The sequence below is a fragment of the uncultured Massilia sp. genome (assembly GCF_913773735.1).
In the GTDB taxonomy this organism is placed as follows: domain Bacteria; phylum Pseudomonadota; class Gammaproteobacteria; order Burkholderiales; family Burkholderiaceae_D; genus Telluria.
This window is the reverse complement of the sequence record NZ_CAJYEB010000040.1, coordinates 76287-99371: the sequence shown is the minus strand read 5'-3', so window position 1 is coordinate 99371 and position 23085 is coordinate 76287. Positions and strand designations below refer to the sequence as shown.

Sequence of the window (23085 nt, the reverse complement as noted above, 5' to 3'; positions counted from 1 at the left end):
TTGTCGTCCAGCACCCGCTGCCAGCCCGAGTAGTCGATCAGGTAGCGGCTGGCCACGCCGCGAAAGCGCAGCAGCCAGGTCTTGAAGCGGCTGTGCCAGCCGTTCACGTTCTGCAGGTGGATCGCGCCGCGCGTGCGGATACCTGCTCGCAGGTTGACCGCTTCATGGGTGATGCCCGTCCTGGCGGCAAAGGTCTTGTAGGCTTGCGCTGCATCGCTGACCAGCAGGACGTCGGGCGCCAGCACGGGCTGCAGGCAACGCTCCAGCTGCGCCGCCGTCACCGGCCCGCGTCCGGTATGGAAATCGAGCGTTTGTCCGCTGCGGTCGCGCGCTACCAGCAGGCACGCATGGTCGCGGTTGATGCCGCGGCGCCTGGCGACCCCGCCACGCTTGCGCGCCGGACGGTCCAGGGTGCGCGATCCCTTCTGCGATTCGAGCAAGTAAGTTTCGTCCGCCTCGACGATGGTCGACAGCGTCGGCGCGCGTTCGTGCATGGCGCCCGGAATGAAGCGGTGGCGCCAGCGAAAACTGGTGGTGCGGTGCACGCCGGTGACGGCCGCGGCGTCGCGCACGGTACGCGATTCCAGCACGCACTGCAGGTACGCGAGCCATTTCTCCTTGAGGCGCAGGCGCGCCAGCGGTGTGCCACTCAAGGCATTGTAGCTGCGCCCGCAGCGGCAGCAGCGATAGCGCTGCAAGCCGCTGGCGCTGCCGCAGCGGTGGACGCGCGTGGCGCGGCAACGTGGACAGGGTGGCCGGCCGGCGGCCTGTTCGATGAGGGCGATGCATTCGCCGGGATCGGCGATGGAGGCCAGCCAGCTGCGCAGGCGCGCGAGATCCTGCGTACACAGCGGTAACGCTTCGAGCGCGGCAAGCACGTCGTCGAACGCCAGAGCCTGCATCGCCGTCTCCCCATGAGTTACCTCGACAATGGGTAAGACAGCCAGGACCAAATCCGGTTCGCAGAATTAACGCGAACAGCGCCTTTTTATTTGACAAAATTGCGACAGGTGTCGCATGATTGCGATATCGGTCACACCACGAGAGCCCGCCATGTCCATCCCCTCGATATCCGAACTCAGCCTGTTGAAGGCCCTGTGGCGCCAGCACCCGCTGAGCGCGCGCGAGATCCACGAGCAGGTGGCCGAGGAACTCGGCTGGTCCTATTCGTCGACCCGCAAGACCCTCGAGCGCATGCTCGAGAAGGGCATGGTCGCCCAGCAGGTGCGCCACGGCGTGCAGGTCTACGAGGCGGTGCTGGAAAAGGTCGGCACGCTGGCCGCCTTCGCCCACGACTTCGGCAAGCGCGTGATGGAGATCGACACGCCGCTGCCGGTCAATATGTTCACCGGCAGCAAGCTGGTCGACGAGCGGGAACTGGCCCGCCTCGAACAGATGCTGCAGCACTGGCCGGAAGAGCCGGAATCGCCATGAGCGCGCTCGACATCGTCCTGGCGCGCTTCCTGCTGGCCAGCGCCGGCTGCCTGGGCGCCGGCCTGTGCGTCTGGGGCCTGGCGGCCCTGCTCCGGCGCCGCCTGCCGGCCCTGGCCATCCAGCGCACGACCTGGCTGCTGGCCCAGCTCACGGTGGCCGCGGCCTTCGCCGTCGTGCTGCTGCCGCATGGCGGGCGCCTGCAGGTGGTGCCGGTGATCGAGATGGAGGCGATCGTCCCACCGCCGCAGGAAGGCGCCCGCGCCGCGCCCGCAGCCGCGCCGGCATCCGCCGCCGCGCCGGCCGCGCGGGCGCACGAGTCGTCCTGGCTGGCCTGGACCGCGCGCGCCTGGGCCGCATGCTACCTGGCGGGCCTGGCCTGGATGCTGCTGCGCCTCCTGCGCGCGCGGCGCGTGCTGGACGCCCTGGCCGCGCACGGCCGCCGCCTGCCGGGCGGCGCCCGGCCGGTCGTGATCGAGGTCGACGCGCCGATCTCGCCGATGCTGCTGGGCCCGGCGCGCGCCCGCCTGCTGCTGCCGCGCCACCTGCGCGACTTCGACGCCTTGCAGCGCGAGATGATCGTCGAGCACGAACTGACCCACTGGCGCCGGCGCGACCTGTACTGGATGGCGGCCGGCCTGGCGCTGCAGCTCGCGTTCTGGTTCAACCCCTTCATGCGCCTGCTGCGCGAACGCCTGAGCTGGGCCCAGGAACTCGGCTGCGACCGCGACGTGCTGCGCGGCCGCCCCCCGGCCCAGCGCAAGGCCTATGCCGCGGCGCTGCTGGCGCAACTCAGGCTGCAGCACCGCCCGATCGGCGCCACCCTGGCCTTCGGCGCCGTCCGCACCGACACCCTGGCCGTGCGCATCGCCCTGATCCGCGAGCCGATCAAGGGCGGCGCCGGCCGCCGCGCCCGGGTGCTGGCCGTGGCCGGCCTGGCGGCGGTGTTCCTGGCCAACCTGGCGTTCCAGCCGGCCCTGGCCTGGCAGGCCGGCGTGCCGGTCGATGCCTGGCCGGCGCCCCGCCTGTCCGAGCCGGGTCTGTCGGCGGCCGCCGCGCCGCTCGCCTGCACCGAGATCGCCGACGCCGCCGGCGGCGCCGCCCTGGTGCGCGATGGCCGCTGCGCCGAACGGGTGACGCCGGCCTCGACCTACAAGATCCCGCTGGTCCTGATGGGCTTCGACAGCGGCCTGCTGCGCGACGAGCATGCGCCCCGGTTGCCGTTCAAGCCGGGCTACGCCGACTGGCAGCCGTCCTGGCGCGCCGACACCGATCCGGCCGGCTGGATCCGCAATTCCACGGTCTGGTATTCGCAGCAGGTCGCGACGCGGCTGGGCGCGGCGCGCGTGCAGGACTACCTGGACCGCTTCGGCTACGGCAACCGCGACCTGTCGGGCGCGCCCGGCGATCCGGCGCTGGCGCTGTCCGAACTCAGCCCGACCTTGAAGATCTCGGCCGACGAGCAGGTCGCCTTCCTGCGCAAGGTGGCCACGCGCAGCCTGCCGCTATCGCGCCATGCGTACGAGACGAGCGCGCGCCTGCTCCAGGTGCGCACCCTCGGCAACGGCTGGCGCATCCACGGCAAGACCGGCACCGCCATGGCGCGCCGGGCCGACGGCAGCGAACAGGCGGGGCAGATGCTCGGCTGGTTCGTCGGCTGGGCCAGCAAGGATGGCCGCACGCTGGTGTTCGCGCGCCTGGAACAGCAAGCCCAACAGGACGGAACGTATGCCGGCGCGCGCGTGCGCGACGCCATGCTGCGCGAACTGGAGCAGCGCCTGCCGACGCTGTAGGCACAGGTTTTTCACCACCACGGAGACACCATGAAGACCCGCATCATCCACGCCGCGCTGCTGGCAGGCGCCCTGTCGTCCCTGCCGGGCGCGCACGCCGACCCGGACGCCTGGACCGCGCCGCAGGAACCGTTCAAGGTCCATGGCAACACCTGGTACGTCGGCACCCACGGCCTGTCGGCCTTGCTGGTCACGTCGCCCGCCGGCCACATCCTGATCGACGGCGCCACCGCGGCGGCGGCGCCGCAGATCCTGCGGCACATCCGCCAGCTCGGCTTCAAGCCGGAGGACATCCGCTACATCCTCACCTCGCACGAGCACTTCGACCATGCCGGCGGCGTCGCCGCGCTGCAGCGCGCCTCGGGCGCGGTGGTGCTGGGCAGCGCGAAGAGCGAGCCGGTGCTGCGCAGCGGCCTGCCGGACAAGGGCGATCCGCAGTACGCGGGCCTGGTGGACAGTCCGATGACGCCGGTGGCCAATACCCGCGTGGTGCGTGACGGCGAGGTCGTGACACTCGGACCGCTGGCGCTCACGGCGCACTACACGCCGGGCCACACCCAGGGCGGCGTCAGCTGGACCTGGCGCGAGACCGACCATGGCAGGACGGTCGCCATGGTATATGCCGACAGCCTGACCGCGGTCACCGCGGGCGGCTTCCGCTACAGCGGCGACGCCCGCTATCCCGGCGCGCGCGCCGACATCGAGAAGTCGATCGCGACGGTGGCCGGCCTGCCGTGCGACGTGCTGGTGTCCGCCCACCCGGAAGCGAGCGGGCTGTGGGAGCGCAAGGCGCGCGGAGACTTCATCGACGGGAACGGCTGCAAGGCCTATGCGGACAAGGGCCGCGCCTGGCTGCAGCGCACGCTGGCCGAAGAAGCGAAGGGCGGTTGACGATGGCGCGCACCCGATCGGTCCTCGCCGCCTGCCTCGCCTTCCTGTCGATGGCGTGCGCGCATGCCGCCGACATCTGCACCATCGTCGCCGACGCATCGACCGGGCGCATCGCCGTGCAGCGCGGCGACTGCCGGACCCGGGTCACGCCGGCGTCGACCTTCAAGATCGCGATCGCCCTGATGGGCTACGACGCGGCGGTCCTGAAGGACGAGCATCATCCGGAACTGCCCTTTCGCGAAGGCTATCCGGACTGGCGCGACAGCTGGAAGCAGCCGGCCGATCCGGCGCGCTGGATGCGCGAATCGGTGGTCTGGTATTCGCAGCAGGTCACGACGGCGCTCGGGATGGCCCGGTTCCGGGACTACGTCGAACGCTTCGGCTACGGCAACCGGGACGTCTCGGGCGACGCCGACCACGATGGCCTGACGCTGTCCTGGATCGGCTCGTCCCTGAAGATCTCGCCGTTCGAACAGCTGTCCTTCCTGCGCAGGATCGTCAACCGCCAGCTCGGCGTCAGCCCGCATGCCTACGACATGACGGCGCGCCTGGTCGCCTACAAGCGCATCGGCGCATGGGACGTCTCGGGCAAGACCGGCGCGTCGTCCGGCTACGGCTGGTACGTCGGCTGGGCGGCGCAGGGACCGCGGACCTTCGTGTTTGCCCACCTGCTGCGCAAGGACGCGAGCGATCCGGACGACATACCGGCCAGCTTCCTGGCGCGCGATCGCTTCCTCGAGGCCCTGCCGGAGATGCTGGCGCAGGCGGCGCGCTAGGCATACTCATACTGCGACGCCGCCCCTGCCGTCGCAGGGGCGACGGTCCCGTGGCCAGCGATGCGATTGCGGCGTCGCTTTGGTGCCTTCAGGCGGCCGCGCGCCGGAACTGCCCCGGCGCCATGCCGGTGTGCTGCTTGAAGCTGGCGCTGAAGGCGCTCTCGGAGGCGTAGCCGAGGCGCCAGGCGAGGGTGGCCACCGGCTCGCTGCCCTGGCGCAGCGCCTGCTGCGCCAGGCGCATGCGCCAGTGCTGCAGGTATTGCAGCGGCGCCTTGCCGACCAGGGTCTTGAAGCGCAGCGCCAGCGCCGAGCGCGACATGCCGCTGGCCTGGGCCAGTTCGGGCAGGGTCCAGTGGCGCGCCGGGTCGCCGTGCAGCAGGCGCAGGGCGGGGCCGACCTTGGGGTCGGCCAGCGCGCCCAGCCAGCCGTCGGCCCCGCCGTGCGCGCCGCCGGCGCGCAGCGCCTGTACCAGGGCGATGCGCGCCAGGTTGGCCACCACCAGGCGCTGTCCGGGCGCGCCGGCGCCGGCTTCGTCGCGGAACAGGTCCAGGAGGGCGCGCAGGGCCGGGGCGGCGCTCGATGCCGCCTTCACGTGCAGTTCCGGCGGCAGGATCTCGGCCAGCAGGGCGCGCTGCGCGGGGGCGACCTCGAAGCGGCCGGCCACCGCCACCACGTCGGGTTCGCCATCGCCCCAGCGCACGTTGCCGTCCTCGCCCTGGTGGGCGCCGGCGAAGTGGGCGACCCCGTCGACCGGGGGCAAGGACAGGTCGCTCGCCACCACGAACGGACGGCCGCCGTGCATCACCAGGCAGTCGCCCGGTTCCAGGCAGATCGGCGCCTCGGCGCCGTCGACCAGGATCCACTGGCGGCCTTCGATCTGGGCGATGAATTTCAGGTAGGCGTAGGCCGGCAGGCGCAGCGACCAGGCGCCGCCGGCGGCGATGCGCAGCGAGGCGCCGCCTTCGATGCGCAGCAGCGCCAGCACGTCGGACAGGGGATCGCCGGCATCATCGGCGCCGGATGCTGGACGCGCGCGCATCGGATCTGGATCGTGGAGCATGGTCGGGCGGTACGTCGGCTTCTAGACTGTCGTCATCGTATCGACAGGAAGGAATTACCCCATGCAATACCGACGACTCGGAAAGACCGGCATCATCGTATCACGCCTGTGCCTGGGCGCCATGACCTTCGGCGGCGCCTCCAGGCCGCCCTACGACAAGGTCGGCGGGCTGGCGCTGGCCGATACCGACCGCCTGGTCGGCGCCGCCCTCGATGCCGGCATCAATTTCATCGACACCGCCGACGTGTATGCCGAAGGCGAATCGGAAAGCCTGCTCGGCGAGGTGCTGCAGGGCCGCCGCGACCGGGTGGTGCTGGCCACCAAGTACCACGCGCCGATGGGCGAGGGGCCGAACGACGCCGGCCAGTCGCGCCTGCACACCATGCAGGCGCTCGAGGCCAGCCTGCGCCGCCTGCGCACCGACCACGTCGACCTGTACCAGATCCACAATTTCGACGGCCTGACCCCGATGGAAGAGACCCTGCGCGCGCTCGACGACGCGGTCCGCGCCGGCAAGATCCGCTACATCGGCTGCTCCAACCTGGCCGCCTGGCAGGTCGCCAAGGCGCTCGGTATCTCGGCCCTGCACGGCTGGTCGGCCTACGTCTCGGTGCAGGCCTGCTATTCGCTGGCGGTGCGCGACATCGAGCGCGCCATCCTGCCGCAGGCGCGCGACGCCGGCCTGGGCGTGATGGCCTGGAGTCCGCTGGCCGGCGGCCTGCTGTCGGGCAAGATCAGCCGCGACAACGCCGCCGACCAGGGTTCGCGCCGCGCCCACATCGACTTCCCGCCGGTCGAGCCGGAACACGGCTTGCGCGCGATCGAGGCCCTGCGGCCGGTGGCCGGGCGCCACGGCGTCAGCGCCGCGCGGGTGGCGCTGGCCTGGGTGCTGGCGCAGGAAGGCGTTACCTGCGCCATCGTCGGCGCGCGTCGCATCGAGCAGCTGCGCGACAACCTGGGCGCACTGGACGTGCAACTGACGGCCGAGGACCTGGCCGAACTCGACGCCGGCACCGCGCTGCCGCGCGCCTACCCGGGCTGGGTGCAGGCGATGACCAACGTCCACCGCGATCGTTTCCTGGCTTGAGAACGTAGCGCTTGCACGCGGATGGCAATCCGGGCGATACTGTATGCAATAACAGTAGTCGTCCCGGCGCCGGGGCGCCCGCCCCAGAGTGAACGACCCCGTCCGCAAGATCATCCACTGCGATTGCGATTGTTTCTACGCATCCGTCGAGATGCGCGACGATCCGTCCTTGCGCGGCAAGCCGCTCGCCGTCGGTGGCCGCGCGGACCAGCGCGGCGTCATCGCCACCTGTAATTACGAAGCGCGCCGCTTCGGCATCCATTCGGCGATGGCCACCGCCACCGCGCTCAAGCTGTGCCCGGACCTGCTCCTGATGCCGCCGAACATGGAGAAGTACCGGATCGCCTCGCGCCAGATCATGGAGATCTACCGCGACTACACCGAACTCGTGGAACCGCTGTCGCTGGACGAAGCCTACCTCGACGTCACCAATTCCCCCCACTGCAAGGGCAGCGCGACCCTGATCGCCCAGGAGATCCGCCGGCGCATCTTCGAGACGGTCGGCATCACGGCCTCGGCCGGCGTGGCGCCGAACAAGTTCGTGGCCAAGATCGCCAGCGACTGGAACAAGCCGGACGGCCTGTTCCTGGTGCGCCCCGACGAAGTCGACGCCTTCGTCGCCGACCTGCCGGTGAAAAAACTGTTCGGCGTCGGCAAGGTGACGGCCGCCAAGCTGAACCGCCTGGGCGCCCAGACCTGCGGCGATCTGCGTTCCTGGAGCCTGGACAAGCTGCAGCAGCATTTCGGCTCCTTCGGCACGCGTTTGTACAATCTGTGCCGCGGCATCGACGAGCGCGACGTGAATCCGGTACGCGAGCGCAAATCGATCAGCACCGAGGAAACCTATACGCCCGACGTGCCCGACCTGACGGCCTGCCTGGCCCTGCTGCCCGAACTGATGGAACACTTGCAGGGCCGGATCAAGCGCAACGGTGCCGAAAAATTCATCAACAAGCTCTTCGTCAAGGTCAAGTTTTCCGACTTCCAGCAAACCACCGTCGAATGCGTGGGCCATGCGCCCAGCCTGGACACCTACCGGCGCCTGATGGAAACCGGCTGGCAGCGCGCCAGCCGTCCGGTGCGCCTGCTGGGCGTCGGCGTGCGCCTGGCCGACAGCGAGCAGGTGGAGCAGCTGAGCCTGTTTGACGAACTCGCAACATCCTGAAAAACCCCATCCCGCGACATGAAAACTGCTGCCGGGCAGCGTGTAGAATGTCGTTCCTTTGCAATACCAAGATAACTGAGAGCAACCTTATGTGGTTCAAGAATCTGCAGATTTACCGCCTGCCCCGGAACTGGGCATTCACCCCCGAACAGATGGAAGACGCCCTGCAGTCCCAGGCGTTCACGCCGGCCACCAGCAATGAATTGCTGCGCCAGGGCTGGGACTCGCCGCGCGGCAACGGCAAGCTGGTCCACGTGGTCAACAAGCAGATGCTGATGATGCTGGGCACCGAAAAGAAACTGCTGCCGAGCTCGGTCATCAACCAGGTCGCCAAGGCCAAGGCGGCCGAACTGGAAGAGCAGCAGGGCTTCCCGCCGGGCAAGAAGGCGATGAAGGAACTGAAGGAGCGCGTGGCCGACGAACTGCTGCCGCGCGCGTTCTCGATCCGCAGCAACGTCTGGACCTGGATCGACCCGGTCAACGGCTGGCTGGTGGTCGATGCCGCCAGCCCGAACAAGGCCGACGACGTCATCAAGCTGCTGCTCAAGGCCGTCGACAAGCTGCCGCTGGAATCGCTGCGCGTGCAGAGTTCGCCCGTGGCCGTGATGACCGGCTGGCTGGAATCGGACGAAGCGCCATACAACTTCACGATCGACCAGGACACGGAACTGCGCGCCACCGGCGAGAGCAAGGCCGCCGTGCGCTACGTGAAGCACTCGCTGGACCCGGAAGACATCCGCCGCCACATCGCCGCGGGCAAGCAGTGCACGCGCCTGGCGCTGACCTGGAACAGCCGCATCTCGCTGGTGCTGACCGAGCAGCTGGCGGTCAAGGGCATCAAGCCGCTGGACGTGATCAAGGAAAACGAAACCATCACCTACAGCGACGACGAGCGCTTCGACAACGACATCATGCTGATGACCGGCGAACTGGCCAAGATGCTGGCCGACCTGGTCGAGGCGCTGGGCGGCGAAGCGAAGGCGTGACCCGCCGCGACCGCGCCACGGCGGTCGCATCGCGGCCCGGAAGCTTCCGGGCCGTTCTTGTCGGGACTTCCTTCAGGTCGACTGGAACACGCCTTGCGCGCGGTTCTTGGCGACGTTGTCCCAGTTGAAGATCTTGCCGTTCATCGCCACGTAGACGCCGGCCGGCAGGACCTGGGCGACGCCGCAGGCGAAGCCGAAGTTGAACAGCGCGTCCGAATTGGCGATCTCGTAGGGGATCATGGCGCCGGTGAAGACGATCGTCTTGTCCGAGAGGGCCGCGCCCAGCACCTCGGCCGTCTCGCGCATCGTGTCGGTGCCGTGCACGATCACGATGGCCTGCTCGCTGGCGGCCCGGCAGGCGTCCAGCACCTTGCGGCGGTCGGCATCCTGCATGTCGAGCGAGTCCAGCAGGGAGACGACTTCGAGCGCGACCGGAATGGTCATGCGGGTGCGTGCAATAACTTCCGGCAAGTGGCTTTCGGCAAAGCCCAGGACGCCATTGAGTTCGTTGTAGTGTTTGTCGAAAGTGCCGCCCGTGGCGATGATCCGCAAAGTCATGATGATTTGAAAACGCAGTGAAAAAAGGTGGGTAATGATAGCCGCAAACGGTAGTGTAACCGCATGCGAAACGCTAGAATCTACCGGATCGGCTGAGTATCCCGGCCCCTTATTCATGGGCATGCGCCCTCTCTCGTCAATGAAACCCGTCGCTCCCGGCACCGTCATTTTCCACCGCCATCGCGGCTATGGCGTCATCACCCACGTCAATCTCCTGACCGGGTGGATTTCCGCGCGTTTCGGCAATGAAGCGCGCACGCTCGACCTCAATCTCTCCACCGACGAAGTGCAGCACGCGGATGGCGAGGCCATCCTGTTCCGCCGCTCGCCGCCGGACCGCATGCCGCATGCGCGCCTGATGGCGATGGTGCGCGCGCTGCACCAGGCCGGCTACGAAAAGCTGTACCTGCACTCCTGGCCCAAGCCGTCCGGCCTGCACTGGCGCTGGCACCTGTTCGCCGGCCAGCGCGACTGGATGCAGCGCCCCTGGCGCGAAGGCTGGTACGGCTCGGGCGCCGACTACAACAACAATCCCGTCATGGGCTGGGGCGACGCGCCCGGCGCCAGTACCGACGAGCTCGTCCATGCACTGGCGAAGTTCGACCCCGAAGGCCTGGCGCGCGCGCTCGGCCGCGACGACGACCACACGGCCTGGTTCGCGGGCGTGTGCGACGCGCTGCTGCCCGGTTACATGTATTCCTTCGACATGCCGCCCCCGCCCAGGGCCGGCGGCCTCGTCGACATGCCGCCGGTGCCGGTGGTGGCCGTGCGCGCCGGCCTGCCGGCCTATGCCGGCCCGGCCATCGCATGGCCGCCGGGCTGGGCCGGACTCTGGACGCGCCGGCACGAGATGCCGATGCGCAAGCCGAACTTCACGGGCGAGCCGGAACTGCGGTAGGCTGGACTGCGCATCTTTCCGCAGGATGGGCACGGGGTGCCCACCCTGCGTCATCAGCTTGGTCGCTTGCCGACCGCATCCGGATTGAGGATGTTGGTCGGATTGCCGTTCGCGAAATTCACCACGTTCTCGAACGCCTTGCTGAAATACAACTCGTAGCTGTCCTTCTCCACATAGCCCAGGTGCGGCGTCGCCAGCACCGTCGGGATCTTCAGCAGCGGCGCATCGGGCGCCAGGGGTTCGTCGGTGAACACGTCCAGCGCCGCATGGCCCGGCCGGCCGCGCCGCAGCGCTTCCTCCAGCGCACCGTCCGCCACCAGCTCGGCCCGGCTGGTATTCACGAACAGCGCATCGTGGCGCATGCGCGCCAGGTCCTCGGCCGTCACGATGCCGCGCGTCGCGTCGCCCAGGCGCAGGTGCAGCGTCAGCACGTCGGCCTGCTCGAAGAAGGCCGCGCGCGACGGCGCGGCCTGGTGGCCGTCGTCCTGCGCCGCCTGGCGGCTCGCCGCGCTGCCCCAGACCATCACCTGCATGCCGAACGCCTTGCCGTAGCCGGCCATCATGCGCCCGATCTTGCCGTAGCCCCAGATTGCCAGCGTGCGGCCCTTCAGGGTACGTCCCAGGCCGTTGAGCACGGGATTGATCGAGGCCGTCTGCCACAGCCCTTCCTTCAGATTGTTGGCATACGGGACGATCTTGCGGCTGGCCGCCATGATCAGCGCCCAGGCCAGCTCGGCGGGCGCCACCGGCGAGCCGACGCCCTCGGCGATGGCGATGCCGAGTTCGGTCGCGGCCGCCACGTCGACGTGGCCGGAAACCTTGCCGGTCTGCGAGATCAGTCGCAGGTTCGGCAGCCTGGCCAGAAGGGCGCGCGGGAAGGCCGTGCGTTCGCGGATCAGGACCAGCGCGTCGAAGGGGGCCAGGCGGATCGCCAGCTGGCCCAGGCCGCGCGTGGAATTGTGGAACACCTTGACCTCGTGGCCATCCAGCATGCGGAAGGCGTCGAGGTGGCGGACGGCGTCCTGGTAGTCGTCGAGAATGGCAATTTTCATAAATAGTTACGCGGATTCCGGCTGAAAACGTAATGAAATGACAGGATCTGGATGATGCCAAATAACCTACTACATTACTGGGTCAAAATTCCTACATTTTTGTTGTTGAAGCATTTGAAACGCCTTGGCAGGGGTGTAGAATCGGCCAGACATAAAGACCTGCGATGTCAGATCGACATCATCCAAGGGCATTGAACAGTTCCCCCCAGCCTGACGATTGCGCGCCATGCCACGCATGCGGCGCCGCACCGGGCTGGCGACAAGACCGCCGCAGCCCCCATCGCGGGCGCCGGGTCCCCGGCGCCGCTTCGACGATCCTGCCGTGCCGGGACAGAGACAAGGATTCTTAATTGGCATTGGAGGTAGCGCTATGAACCAGCCCGTGATGAGCGGCGTCGCCGCACTGAACGTCCCAGCTTACATCAAGCACGATAAACTCATCAATTGGGTGGCCGACATCGCCGCCCTGACGAAACCCGACGCCATCTACTGGTGCGACGGTTCCCAGGAAGAGTACGACCGCCTGTGCGCCCGGATGGTCGAGGCGGGCACGATGAAGCGGCTGAACCCGGAAAAACGGCCGAATTCCTACCTGGCGCATTCGGACCCGAGCGACGTGGCGCGCGTCGAGGACCGCACCTTCATCTGCTCCGCGACGAAGGAACAGGCCGGCCCCACCAACAACTGGGTCGACCCGGCCGAGATGCGCCAGACGATGAACGGCCTGTTCGACGGCTGCATGGCCGGCCGCACCATGTACGTGGTGCCGTTCTCGATGGGCCCGCTGGGCTCGCCGATCGCCCACATCGGCGTCGAGCTGTCCGACTCGCCCTACGTGGCCGTCAACATGCGCATCATGACGCGCATGGGCCGCGCCGTGTACGACGTGCTGGGCGAGGACGGCGAGTTCGTGCCCTGCGTGCACAGCGTCGGCATGCCGCTGGCCGCCGGCCAGCAGGACGTGCGCTGGCCGTGCAACGCCACCAAGTACATCGTGCACTATCCGGAAACCCGCGAGATCTGGTCCTTCGGTTCCGGCTACGGCGGCAATGCGCTGCTGGGCAAGAAGTGCTTCGCGCTGCGCATCGCCTCGAACATGGGCTACCAGGAAGCGCAGCAGGGCGGCACCGGCTGGCTGGCCGAGCACATGCTGATCCTGGGCGTGGAATCGCCGCAGGGCGACAAGCACTACGTGGCCGCCGCGTTCCCCTCGGCCTGCGGCAAGACCAATTTCGCGATGCTGATCCCGCCCGCCGGCTTCGACGGCTGGAAGGTCACCACCATCGGCGACGACATCGCCTGGATCAAGCCGGGGCAGGATGGCCGCCTGGTCGCCATCAACCCGGAAGCCGGCTATTTCGGCGTGGCCCCGGGCACCAACGACAAGACCAATCCCAACTGCATGGCCTCGCTGCGCGAGAACGTCATCTTCACCAACGTCGCCCTGACCGACGACGGCGACGTCTGGTGGGAAGGCATGACCAAGGAGCCGCCTGCGCACCTGATCGACTGGCAGGGCAAGGACTGGACCCCGGCGTCCGGCACCAAGGCCGCGCACCCGAACGCGCGCTTCACCGTGGCCGCCACCCAGAACCCGGTGATCGACCCGGCCTGGGACGATCCGGCCGGCGTGCCGATCTCGGCCTTCATCTTCGGCGGCCGCCGCTCGACCACCATCCCGCTCGTCACCGAGGCGCGCGACTGGACCGAGGGCGTCTACATGGCCGCGACGATGGGCTCGGAAACGACGGCCGCCGCCGCCGGCCAGATGGGCGTCGTGCGCCGCGACCCGTACGCGATGCTGCCGTTCATCGGCTACAACATGAGCGACTACTTCCAGCACTGGCTGGACCTGGGCCGCAAGGTGGCCGAGAAGAACCCGGCCGCGCTGCCGAAGATCTTCTGCGTCAACTGGTTCCGCACCGATGCCGAGGGCAATTTCGTGTGGCCGGGCTACGGCGACAACATGCGCGTGCTGAAGTGGATCCTCGACCGCACCCACGGCCAGGCCGGCGGCATCGAGCACATGTTCGGCACCACGCCGTCGTACGGCGACCTGAACTGGACCGGCGTCGCGTTCAGCGCCGAGCAGTTCACGACCATCACCGCCATCGACAAGGCGGCCTGGCGCGAGGAACTCGCGCTGCATGCCGAGCTGTTCGACAAGCTTGCCTACCGCCTGCCGCAGGAACTGGTGGCCACCAGGCAGAAGCTGATGCAAAGCCTGGACGACAGGTAATCAGTAGCGGGGAAACTGCGGGGAAACCGCGGGTAGACGACGACTGCGGCATGCGCCGCAGCGGCATGGAAGAGGGACAGGCGCACGCCTGTCCCTTTTTTCATGGACGCCGTGTCATCGCCCGGTCATGTCGCAGAAGAATAATGCGCGGCTTCATCATCCTTTTTCCGGAGCCCGCAATGCCGCGCACGTCCCCTCACGCCCGTACGCTCGTCTCGATCGCCGTCCTGTCCATGCTCGCCGCCTGCGGTGGCGGCAACGACGGTCCCGACCTCGCGCCCGTCACCACCGCGCCGGCGGCGCCGGCCGATCCGGGATTCGTCGAGAACGTGCCGGTGCCCGCCGTCGTCGCCTTCGTCGACACGGCGGCCACCAACCAGCGCGGCGATGCACGCTATGCCACCCTGGCCACGAATGCCGGCGTGCGCGTGCTGGGCGGCATGCTCGCCATCTGGAAGCCCTTGACCGAAATCGTCGATGCCGGCGTCACGGCGCCCGCCGTCGACGGCTTCCCCGCGGTGGTCGCCTCGACCTGGACCGGGGTGCCGAACGACGGCACCAACGGCGGTACGGTCGTCAACGCCGCCGTGCACGATGCGAACATCGACTATGTGGTGAAGGCCACGGCGAACCGCACGCCGGAACAGGCCCAGCTGGCCTACCTGGACGACCGCCGCAACAAGGGCTACAGCGTGACCGAGGGCATGGGGCCGCTGACCGGCGCATGGCGCAGCGCCGCGCGCGCGACCACCACGATCACCGGCGTGCCGGCCGACGCCACGACCGTCAAGTACGACGACGGCGGCAACAACAACGGCGTCGGCGGCGACGCCAACGCGGACTTCGGCAAGGTGGTGGACCTGGTCAACGCGATGGGCAACAACGGCTCGACCGAGCCGGCCAAGCGCTTCTACAAGTATGCCCGCCCGTATCGCTGGAGCACGGCCGTGAAGGTGCTGCCGCAGCTGGAACCGGCCAAGAGCACCACGCCGCCGACCGACGGCGGCTTCACCAGCGGCCACTCGGCCGAAGCGACCCGCAATGCGGTGGCCATGGCCTACGTGCTGCCGGAGCGCTTCCAGCAACTGCTCGGCCGCGGCCTGGAACTGGGCGAGAGCCGCATCCTGGCCGGCATGCATTCGCCGCTGGACGTGATCAGCGGCCGCGTGCAGGCGCAGGCCGTGGCCGCCGCCAACCTGCTCGCCGCGAGCAGCGCGACCCGGGCCGCCGCCGTGACCCAGGCGCACGATACGCTCATGAAGCTGACCAACACGACCGCGGCCACCTTCCCGGCCTACGCCGTGTCCGCCGGCGCCGCCACCGACCGCTTCGCCGACTACGCGGCGAGCAAGGCGAACTACGTGCGCCGCATGACCTATGGCCTGCCGCGGATCGGCGCCACCGACGTGCCGGCGGCCGTGCCGAAAGGCGCCGAAGTGCTGCTCGAGACGCGCCTGCCTTACCTGAGCGACGCGCAGCGCCGCGCGGTGCTCAAGAGCACCGCGATCGCTTCCGGTTATCCGGTGCTGGACGATCCCGAGGGCTGGGGCCGCCTGAACCTGTTCGCCGCGGCCGACGGCTACGGTGCCTTCAACGGCAATGTCGTCGTGACGATGGACGCGGCGCGGGGTGGTTTCTATGCGATGGATGCCTGGCGTAACGATATTTCCGGCAGTGGCAAGCTGACGCTGAAAGGCAGCGGCCGCCTGGCCCTGTACGGCAAGAACAGCTTCACGGGCGGCACCCAGGTCGACGGCGGCACCCTGGAGGCCGATGCCGACGGCGCGCTGGGCGTGGGCGACGTCTATGTCGGCGGTGCCGGCACGCTGGCGAGCAAGACCAGGGGCCAGCTCGCCATCGGCGGCAACTATGCCCAGCTCGACAAGGGAACGCTGGACATCACGCTCGGCGCCGGCGGCGCCGGCCTCGTGGCGGTGAAGGGCACGGCCACCATCGTCGGCGGCACGCTGCGCATCCGGTTCGCCGACGGCGTCAAGCCGTCGGCAGGCACCAGCTATCGCGTGCTGACGGCGGGCGCGCGCAAGGGCGTATTCACCACCGTCGTGGCCGAGGGCTACAAGGCGAGCGTGTCCTACGCCAGCGACGGCGTCGACGTCCGCATCGATGGCTGATCCGCACGCGTAGGCCAGGCGCCAGGGCAGCGCAAGCTGCCCATGTCGTCATCGATGGCCGGTGCTGCCCGGCGCAGGCCCGGCCAGCACCTTTTGTTTTACTAAAACCTGCTTATCCATTATTCTGGGCGGCCGGATGAGTGTTAGCGCAAACATTTCCATCCATGGACATTCGACGCCACAAGGATAATGATCATGAGACATCGTCGTACCCTGTTCTCCAGCGCCGTGGCGCTGGCGCTTGCCGCCGCCTTTTCCGTGCCTGCCATGGCGGCGGCCCCCGCGGTTCCCGAGGGAACCCGCACCATCGCCATCGACCTGGACGCGCCGACCACGGCGCGCGACCGCTTCGCCGACCTGTCGGTCGGTTCCGACTATCCCGGCACGCTGATCCGCGACGACAGCCTGGCGCAACTGAAGATCGCGAAGGACGAGCTGGGCTTCCGATACATCCGCTTCCACGCGATCTTCCACGACGTGCTCGGCACCTACAAGGTGGTGGACGGCAAGCCGGTCTACGACTGGACCAGGATCGACTACCTCTTCGACAAGCTGCTGGGCATGGGAATAAAACCTTTCGTCGAGCTGGGCTTCACGCCGGACGCGATGAAGACCTCGGCGCAGACCATCTTCTACTGGAAGGGCAATACCTCGCATCCGAAGCACGATCAATGGGCAGCGCTGGTCGACGCGTTCCTGCGCCACCTGCAGCAGCGCTACGGCAAGGAAGAGGTGCGCACCTGGTTCTTCGAAGTGTGGAACGAGCCGAACCTGGACGGCTTCTGGGAAAAGGCCGACCAGCCCGCGTATTTCGCGCTGTACGACCTGACCGCGCGCACCATCAAGGCGATCGATCCACAACTGCGCGTGGGCGGCCCGTCGACGGCCGGCGCGGCCTGGGTGCCGGAATTCCTGGCGCACACGCAAAAGAGCGGGGCGGCGGTCGATTTCGTCACCACGCACACCTACGGGGTGGACGGCGGCTTCCTGGACGAGAGCGGCAAGGAAGACACCAAGCTGTCGCCGAACCCGGACGCCATCGTGGCCGACGTGCGCAAGGTCCGCCAGGAGATCGAGGCGTCCTACCTGCCCGGGCTGCCGCTCTACTTCACGGAATGGAGCACCAGCTACAACCCGCGCGACGTCGTGCACGATTCCTACATCGGCGCGGCCTATATCCTGAGCAAGCTGAAGGCGACCGAGGGGATCGCGCAGGGCATGAGCTACTGGACCTATACCGACCTGTTCGAGGAGCCGGGGCCGCCGACGGCGCCGTTCGAGGGCGGCTTCGGCCTGATGAACCCGCAGGGCATCCGCAAGCCGGCCTGGTTCGCCTACAAATACCTGAACCAGCTGGGCGACCGGGAAATCCGCACCGCCGACAAGCAGGCCTGGGTGGCGCGCGACGCGGGCGGCGGCGTGCAGGTGCTGGCCTGGGATTTCCACACGCCGGACCAGAGCCGGGCCACCAACCGCAATTTCTATACCGTCGTGCAGCCGACCCGCAAGGCGGCGCCGCTGAGGCTCGCACTGAAGGGGATGAGGCCCGGCACGTACACGATGCAGGTCTACCGCACCGGTTTCCAGGCCAACGATGCGCCGACGGCGTACATCGGGATGGGGCGCCCGAAGACGCTGGCGGCAAGCCAGCTGGCCAGGCTGCAGGAACGCACGCGGGACAAGCCGGAAACCCGCCGCGTGACGGTGGGCGCGAACGGCACGGCCAGCGTGGACGTGGCCATGCGCGCGAACGATGCGGTGCTGGTGAAGATCGCGCCGGCCGGACGCTGACCGTCAGCGCCGCTCCGCTGGCGCGTTCATCAACTCGTCGCACTCGACCGGCGGCAGCATCGGCGCCGGCACGGGGGCGGCGGCTTCCTGCAGCGGCGCCGGCGCCACCCTTTCCTCGGCCGCGCCGATGCCGTAGTAGCTGGACAGGAAGCAGTCCATCACGTGCGCCACCCCGCGTTCCGTCACGTCGCGCAGGTCCGAGGACAGGTACTGGCCGTACGACGCCGGATGGTTGATGATCTCGTAGGAGGGGAAATAGGCGACGTGCGCGTGGCGCGCTTCCACCTCGCCGGCCGCGGCGCGCAGCGCCGATTTCGAATAGGACGAGGCGAGCAGCACGTTGTTGTGGCTGTTGGTGGCGACCAGCTGCACCGGCGAGACGGTGAGGATCCAGCGCGCGCCCGGATTCACGCGCGCCACCTCGGCGATCATCGCTTCCAGGTCCGCGACCACCTCGGTGCAGGTGAAGTTGTGGAAGGCGTGCAGCGCCGGATCGTAGCTGCCGCGCACGGTGCCCGGGCAGACCGGGTAGGTGTAGCCGTGTTGCGCGTGGCACCACGATTCCGTCAGGCCCAGCGTGAACACCAGGATGTCCGCGGTTTCGAACATGGCCCGCACGCGCCCCAGGTGGTAGGCGCGGTCGGCGCGTGCTTCAGCCAGGCTGGCGAAGCCTTCCTTCTGCACGCTGGGGCGCAGCAGGTCGAACCAGCGGCCGTCCTGCTCGACGAAGTCCTCGATGATCGGCATCAGGCCGAAGGCCTGGCGGAACAGCTCGAGGTACTGGCGGATCGTGTAGATGTTGCCGTAGCGGGCGGAAAACAGTTTGTAGCTATCGACGTCGCCGCCGAATTCCTGCAGCAGCGTGTGCGCCGGTTCGGCGCTGTAGGGCGCCATGCCCACGCGCGCCATGTAGCGCGCGATGTGCTGGGCGAAGCAGCTGCCCGCGGTGGCGATGCGGTCGCTGGGCTGGAGCGCGAACTTCGGCCGGTCGTTCAGGCCCAAGTCGCGCCAGGGCGAATCGGAGACGAACTTCTTCCAGAAATTCCGCGCCGGCAGTGTCGAGTAGGGATGCATCAGCGGGCCTCCTGCATGATCAGGTCCTTCATTTGCGCGATGACCATCAGTCCATAGTCCCTGTTGCCGTGGACCGGGTCTTCGGCATAGCGTTCCTGCAGCAGGCCCTCGGGCGTCAGCGCGGCGGCGGGCGGGCGCAGGGTGTCGATACCGATCCGCGTGGCTGCCGCATGCAGCGCATGCGCATAGACGAGGTAGTTCTTCAGGCGCACGAAGTGATGGGGCGGACCGCCCAGCTCCTCGCCCGGCGTGCTCGGCGGCGGACAGATCACGTTCACGATCCGCATGCCCGGCAGGAAGCTGCGCAGCGCGGACAGGTTGGCGACGGCCCGCTGCAGGAAATAATCGGCCTGGCGCTCGACGAATTCCAGCGGCACCACCTGGCGGCCGGGCGCGAAGCCGAGGTCGGGGCGCGCCGGCAGCTCGAAATCGTAGGGCGCGTTGTACTCGCGCACGCTCATGTGGTGGTATTCCTCACCGTGCATGAAGGCGAACAGCACGTTGCCCGGCGTGGCCCGGTCGATCGTGGCGAGGAATTCCTGGAAGCCCGGCACCACGCCGACGACGCCCGGGGCGGTCATCTGCGCCAGCGCCGGTCCCCAGTGCAGGGCGAACTGCCCGATGTGGATGTTGGCCGCCTTGACGGGCGCCGGCAGCAGGCCGGGCGCGGTGTCCCAGTCGACGAAGGCCGGCGCGCTGTCGTTCATGATCTTGGCCTTCTGCGCGTCGAAGCCGTCGACGGCGCAGGCATCCAGCACCGGGTGGATGTGGCTCATGCCCAGGATATAAATCATGCGCGCTTTCTTGCTCAGGAGAATGTTCTACCGATTCTAGCAGAGAAAACCGGCCGGATCGCCGGCCGGTTTCCCGCCTGTTGCTTATTGCTTGAGCAGCGGCTTCAGGTACTTGCCGGTGACGCTGGACGGGTTGTCCGCCACCTCTTCCGGCGTGCCGTGCGCGACGATGGTGCCGCCGCCCGCGCCGCCTTCCGGACCCAGGTCGACGATCCAGTCCGCCGTCTTGATCACGTCCAGGTTGTGCTCGATGATGACGAGCGTGTTGCCCTGGTCGCGCAGGCGGTGGATCACCTTCAGCAGCAGGTCGATGTCGGCGAAGTGCAGGCCGGTGGTCGGCTCGTCCAGGATGTACAGCGTGCGGCCGGTGTCGCGCTTGGACAGTTCCAGCGACAGCTTGACGCGCTGCGCCTCGCCGCCCGACAGCGTGGTCGCGCTCTGGCCCAGCTTGATGTAGCCCAGGCCCACGTCCAGCAGCGTGTGGAGCTTGCGGGCGATGACCGGCACCGGCTTGAAGAACTCGTGCGCGTCCTCGACCGTCATGTCCAGCACTTCGGTGATGTTCTTGCCCTTGTACTGGACTTCGAGCGTTTCGCGGTTGTAGCGCTTGCCGTGGCAGACGTCGCAGGGCACGTACACGTCCGGCAGGAAGTGCATCTCGACCTTGACCACGCCGTCGCCCTGGCAGGCCTCGCAGCGGCCGCCCTTGACGTTGAACGAGAAGCGCCCCGCCGAATAGCCGCGTTCCTTCGCGGTCGGCACCGTGGCGAACAGGTCGCGGATCGGCGTGAACACGCCGGTATAGGTGGCCGGGTTCGAACGCGGGGTGCGGCCGATCGGCGCCTGGTCGACGGAGATGACCTTGTCGAAGTGCTCCAGGCCGTGGATCGCCTCGTGCGGCGCCGGGTCGGTCTGCGAGCCGTACAGGTGGCGTGACAGGGCCGGGTACAGCGTGTCGTTCACCAGCGTCGATTTACCGGAACCGGACACGCCGGTCACGCAGGTGAGCAGGCCCACCGGCAGTTCCAGCGAGACGTTCTTGAGGTTGTTGCCGGTGGCGCCGGTAATCACCAGCTGGCGTTCCGGATCGGCCTCGGTACGCTGTTTCGGCACCTCGATCTTCTTGCGCCCGCTCAGGTATTGCGCGGTCAGCGACTGCTTGTTCTTGAGGATGTCCTTGAGCGAACCCTCGGCGATCACGGCGCCGCCGTGCACGCCCGCGCCCGGTCCCATGTCGACGATGTAGTCGGCGGTGCGGATCGCGTCCTCGTCGTGCTCGACCACCAGCACGCTGTTGCCGATGTCGCGCAGGTGCTTCAGCGTGGCGATCAGGCGGTCGTTGTCGCGCTGGTGCAGGCCGATCGACGGCTCGTCCAGCACGTACATCACGCCGGTCAGGCCCGAGCCGATCTGCGAGGCCAGGCGGATGCGCTGGGCTTCGCCGCCCGACAGGGTGTCGGCGCTGCGGTCCAGCGACAGGTAGTCCAGGCCGACGTCGTTCAGGAACTTCAGGCGCGCGACGATTTCCTTGATCACGCGGTCGGCGATGTCCTTCTTGGCGCCGGTCAGTTCCAGGCCGGCGAAGTACTTCAGGCAGTCGCGCAGCGGGGTCCTGGCCACCTCGTAGATGGCACGCTGCTGGTCGCCGGCGCCGATCTTGACGTAGCGCGCCTCGGTACGCAGGCGCGCGCCGCTGCAGGTCGGGCATTCCTTCTGGTTGATGAACTTCGCCAGCTCTTCCTTGACCGCCATCGAATCGGTCTCGCGGTAGCGGCGCTGCAGGTTGTTCACCACGCCCTCGAAGGTATGCTCGCGGATCACGGTGCGGCCGCGTTCGTTGACGTAGGCGAACGGCACATTGGTCTTGCCCGAGCCGAACAGCACGGCGTCCTGGGCCGGCTTGGCCAGCTGCTCGAACGGCTTGTCGAGGTCGAAGCCGTAGTGGTCCGCCAGGCTCGTCAGCATCTGGAAGTAGAACTGGTTGCGGCGGTCCCAGCCCTTCACGGCGCCGGAGGCGAGCGACAGGTTGGGGAAGGCGACGATGCGCTTCGGATCGAAGAACTCGATGTGGCCCAGGCCGTCGCATTCCTGGCAGGCGCCCATCGGGTTGTTGAACGAGAACAGGCGCGGCTCCAGCTCCTGCAGCGAATAGCCGCAGACGTTGCAGGCGAACTTGTTCGAGAAGATGTGTTCCTTCTCGGTGTCCATCTCGTAGGCCACGGCGCGGCCGTCGGCGATGCGCAGCGCGGTCTCGAAACTCTCGGCCAGGCGCTGCTTGATGTCGGCGTTGACCTTGACGCGGTCGATCACGACGTCGATCGTGTGCTTCTCGGTTTTCTTGAGCTTCGGCAGGTCGTCGACGTCGTAGATCTTCGCCGCCGCCGTGCCGCTCTGGATGCGGAAGCGCACGAAGCCCTGGGCCTGCATGCCCGCGAACAGGTCGCCGTGCTCGCCCTTGCGGTTGGCGACGACGGGCGCCAGGATCATCAGCTTGGTCCCTTCCGGCATGCCCAGCACGGCATCGACCATCTGCGACACGGTCTGCGCGGCCAGCGGCTCGTGCGGGTGGTCCGGGCAGTAGGGCGTGCCGACGCGGGCGTACAGCAGGCGCAGGTAGTCGTGGATCTCGGTCACGGTACCGACGGTCGAGCGCGGGTTGTGCGAGGTCGCCTTCTGCTCGATCGAAATGGCCGGGGACAGGCCCTCGATCATGTCGACGTCCGGCTTTTCCATCAACTGCAGGAACTGGCGGGCATAGGCCGACAGCGACTCGACGTAGCGGCGCTGTCCCTCGGCGTACAGCGTGTCGAAGGCGAGCGAGGATTTACCGGAACCCGACAGGCCGGTAATCACGATCAGCTTGTTGCGCGGCAGGTCGAGGTTGATGTTCTTGAGGTTGTGCGTGCGGGCGCCGCGGATACGGATTTGTTCCATTAATCTCTTTATCAGCTTTCGAAGGGTTGCGGGCCGGCGCACGCTGTCGACGGTGGGCGGCCGGACGGGGAACTCGCTAGTGTACCTGTTTTTATTTACAGTGGTATGGCGCCGGCGAAGAAAGCATGCCGACGTTAATACCTTGAAATGACGACTTGAAAACAGCTGTCGCGTGGCGTGCACGCGCGTGTTCCGTATGTGTGCCGGGTAGGGGGCAATTCAATGGCAGACTCGCCAGAAAACGAAAAAATTTCGGCTTGCCTAGCCCGACGGTTAGCGAAGAATGTTGACCTGCGTCTCTTCCAAATGGGGCACTTCGGCCTCACATCCAGGTCTGACCGGATGCTGTCGAACCAGGCGTCCGGTCCATGCTGAATCAGTTGCGTTCCAGTGCACCTGAACAGCATAATAGCGGACCGCTTTC

Annotated in this window: 18 protein-coding genes; 11 read left to right on the top strand and 7 right to left on the bottom strand. The window is 67.9% G+C overall.

The window, feature by feature from the left end; translation table 11 throughout:
- Nucleotides 1-902, bottom strand: a 902-nt coding sequence (locus QZ749_RS20860) for an IS1595 family transposase (RefSeq protein WP_296950815.1), incomplete at its 3' end; no start/stop codon positions are given.
- A gap of 151 nt (nt 903-1053) precedes the next feature.
- Between QZ749_RS20860 and QZ749_RS20855 the strand changes: the two genes are divergently transcribed.
- The 4 genes from QZ749_RS20855 to blaOXA (QZ749_RS20840) are packed head-to-tail and all read left to right on the top strand — an operon-like array spanning nt 1054 to nt 4891.
- Nucleotides 1054-1434 carry a BlaI/MecI/CopY family transcriptional regulator gene (locus tag QZ749_RS20855; RefSeq protein ID WP_296950811.1) on the top strand — a complete coding sequence of 127 codons (381 nt, stop codon included), beginning with the start codon at nt 1054-1056 and terminating at the stop codon, nt 1432-1434.
- Complete coding sequence (gene blaOXA / locus QZ749_RS20850; protein WP_296950808.1) at nt 1431-3224, top strand: class D beta-lactamase; 1794 nt, start codon at nt 1431-1433, stop codon at nt 3222-3224. Before QZ749_RS20855 ends, blaOXA (QZ749_RS20850) begins: the two co-directional genes overlap by 4 nt.
- A gap of 30 nt (nt 3225-3254) precedes the next feature.
- On the top strand, nt 3255-4115 hold the full coding sequence (gene bla, locus QZ749_RS20845) for a subclass B3 metallo-beta-lactamase (protein WP_296950805.1): 861 nt from the start codon (nt 3255-3257) through the stop codon (nt 4113-4115).
- Between the two features lie 2 nt (nt 4116-4117).
- A complete protein-coding gene (gene blaOXA, locus QZ749_RS20840; RefSeq protein WP_296950803.1) occupies nt 4118-4891 on the top strand; it encodes a class D beta-lactamase in 774 nt (257 codons plus the stop codon).
- 88 nt (nt 4892-4979) lie between these two features.
- Here blaOXA (QZ749_RS20840) and QZ749_RS20835 read toward each other — a convergent pair whose 3' ends face one another.
- Nucleotides 4980-5930 carry an AraC family transcriptional regulator gene (locus QZ749_RS20835; protein ID WP_296950801.1) on the bottom strand — a complete coding sequence of 317 codons (951 nt, stop codon included), beginning with the start codon at nt 5928-5930 and terminating at the stop codon, nt 4980-4982.
- An 82-nt stretch (nt 5931-6012) separates the two neighbouring features.
- Here QZ749_RS20835 and QZ749_RS20830 point away from each other — a divergent pair, with 82 nt between their 5' ends.
- The 3 genes from QZ749_RS20830 to QZ749_RS20820 all read left to right on the top strand — a co-directional run bounded on the left by QZ749_RS20830 (nt 6013) and on the right by QZ749_RS20820 (nt 9189).
- Nucleotides 6013-7038 (top strand): aldo/keto reductase, encoded by a 1026-nt coding sequence (locus QZ749_RS20830; protein WP_296950799.1) that lies wholly within the window; start codon nt 6013-6015, stop codon nt 7036-7038.
- A gap of 88 nt (nt 7039-7126) precedes the next feature.
- Nucleotides 7127-8203, top strand: coding sequence for a DNA polymerase IV (gene dinB / locus QZ749_RS20825; protein ID WP_296950796.1), 1077 nt, complete (start codon nt 7127-7129; stop codon nt 8201-8203).
- A gap of 89 nt (nt 8204-8292) precedes the next feature.
- Nucleotides 8293-9189, top strand: coding sequence for a recombination-associated protein RdgC (locus QZ749_RS20820; RefSeq protein ID WP_296950793.1), 897 nt, complete (start codon nt 8293-8295; stop codon nt 9187-9189).
- Between the two features lie 72 nt (nt 9190-9261).
- On the opposite strand, the gene QZ749_RS20815 is transcribed toward QZ749_RS20820, so the two are convergent.
- Nucleotides 9262-9747 (bottom strand): asparaginase domain-containing protein, encoded by a 486-nt coding sequence (locus tag QZ749_RS20815; protein ID WP_296950789.1) that lies wholly within the window; start codon nt 9745-9747, stop codon nt 9262-9264.
- A 139-nt stretch (nt 9748-9886) separates the two neighbouring features.
- Between QZ749_RS20815 and QZ749_RS20810 the strand changes: the two genes are divergently transcribed.
- Nucleotides 9887-10645 (top strand): L-asparaginase, encoded by a 759-nt coding sequence (locus QZ749_RS20810; RefSeq protein WP_296950785.1) that lies wholly within the window; start codon nt 9887-9889, stop codon nt 10643-10645.
- 53 nt (nt 10646-10698) lie between these two features.
- Here QZ749_RS20810 and QZ749_RS20805 read toward each other — a convergent pair whose 3' ends face one another.
- Complete coding sequence (locus QZ749_RS20805; protein WP_296950782.1) at nt 10699-11697, bottom strand: D-2-hydroxyacid dehydrogenase family protein; 999 nt, start codon at nt 11695-11697, stop codon at nt 10699-10701.
- Nucleotides 11698-12067: 370 nt separating this feature from the next.
- On the opposite strand from QZ749_RS20805, the gene QZ749_RS20800 reads away from it, so the two are divergent.
- From QZ749_RS20800 to QZ749_RS20790, 3 genes are all read left to right on the top strand, one after another.
- Complete coding sequence (locus QZ749_RS20800; protein ID WP_296950780.1) at nt 12068-13936, top strand: phosphoenolpyruvate carboxykinase (GTP); 1869 nt, start codon at nt 12068-12070, stop codon at nt 13934-13936.
- 179 nt (nt 13937-14115) lie between these two features.
- Nucleotides 14116-16068, top strand: coding sequence for a phosphatase PAP2 family protein (locus QZ749_RS20795; protein ID WP_296950777.1), 1953 nt, complete (start codon nt 14116-14118; stop codon nt 16066-16068).
- 195 nt (nt 16069-16263) lie between these two features.
- Nucleotides 16264-17859 carry a beta-xylosidase gene (locus QZ749_RS20790; RefSeq protein ID WP_296950774.1) on the top strand — a complete coding sequence of 532 codons (1596 nt, stop codon included), beginning with the start codon at nt 16264-16266 and terminating at the stop codon, nt 17857-17859.
- Between the two features lie 3 nt (nt 17860-17862).
- Here the strand turns inward: QZ749_RS20790 and QZ749_RS20785 are convergent, their stop codons facing one another.
- The 3 genes from QZ749_RS20785 to uvrA form a co-directional block, all read right to left on the bottom strand.
- Complete coding sequence (locus QZ749_RS20785; protein ID WP_296950771.1) at nt 17863-18933, bottom strand: GSCFA domain-containing protein; 1071 nt, start codon at nt 18931-18933, stop codon at nt 17863-17865.
- Nucleotides 18933-19727, bottom strand: a complete 795-nt coding sequence (locus QZ749_RS20780) for a hypothetical protein (protein ID WP_296950769.1) — start codon at nt 19725-19727, stop codon at nt 18933-18935. The genes QZ749_RS20785 and QZ749_RS20780 overlap by 1 nt, the downstream gene beginning before the upstream one ends.
- A gap of 84 nt (nt 19728-19811) precedes the next feature.
- Nucleotides 19812-22661 (bottom strand): excinuclease ABC subunit UvrA, encoded by a 2850-nt coding sequence (gene uvrA, locus QZ749_RS20775; protein WP_296950767.1) that lies wholly within the window; start codon nt 22659-22661, stop codon nt 19812-19814.
- Nucleotides 22662-23085 lie beyond the last annotated feature (424 nt).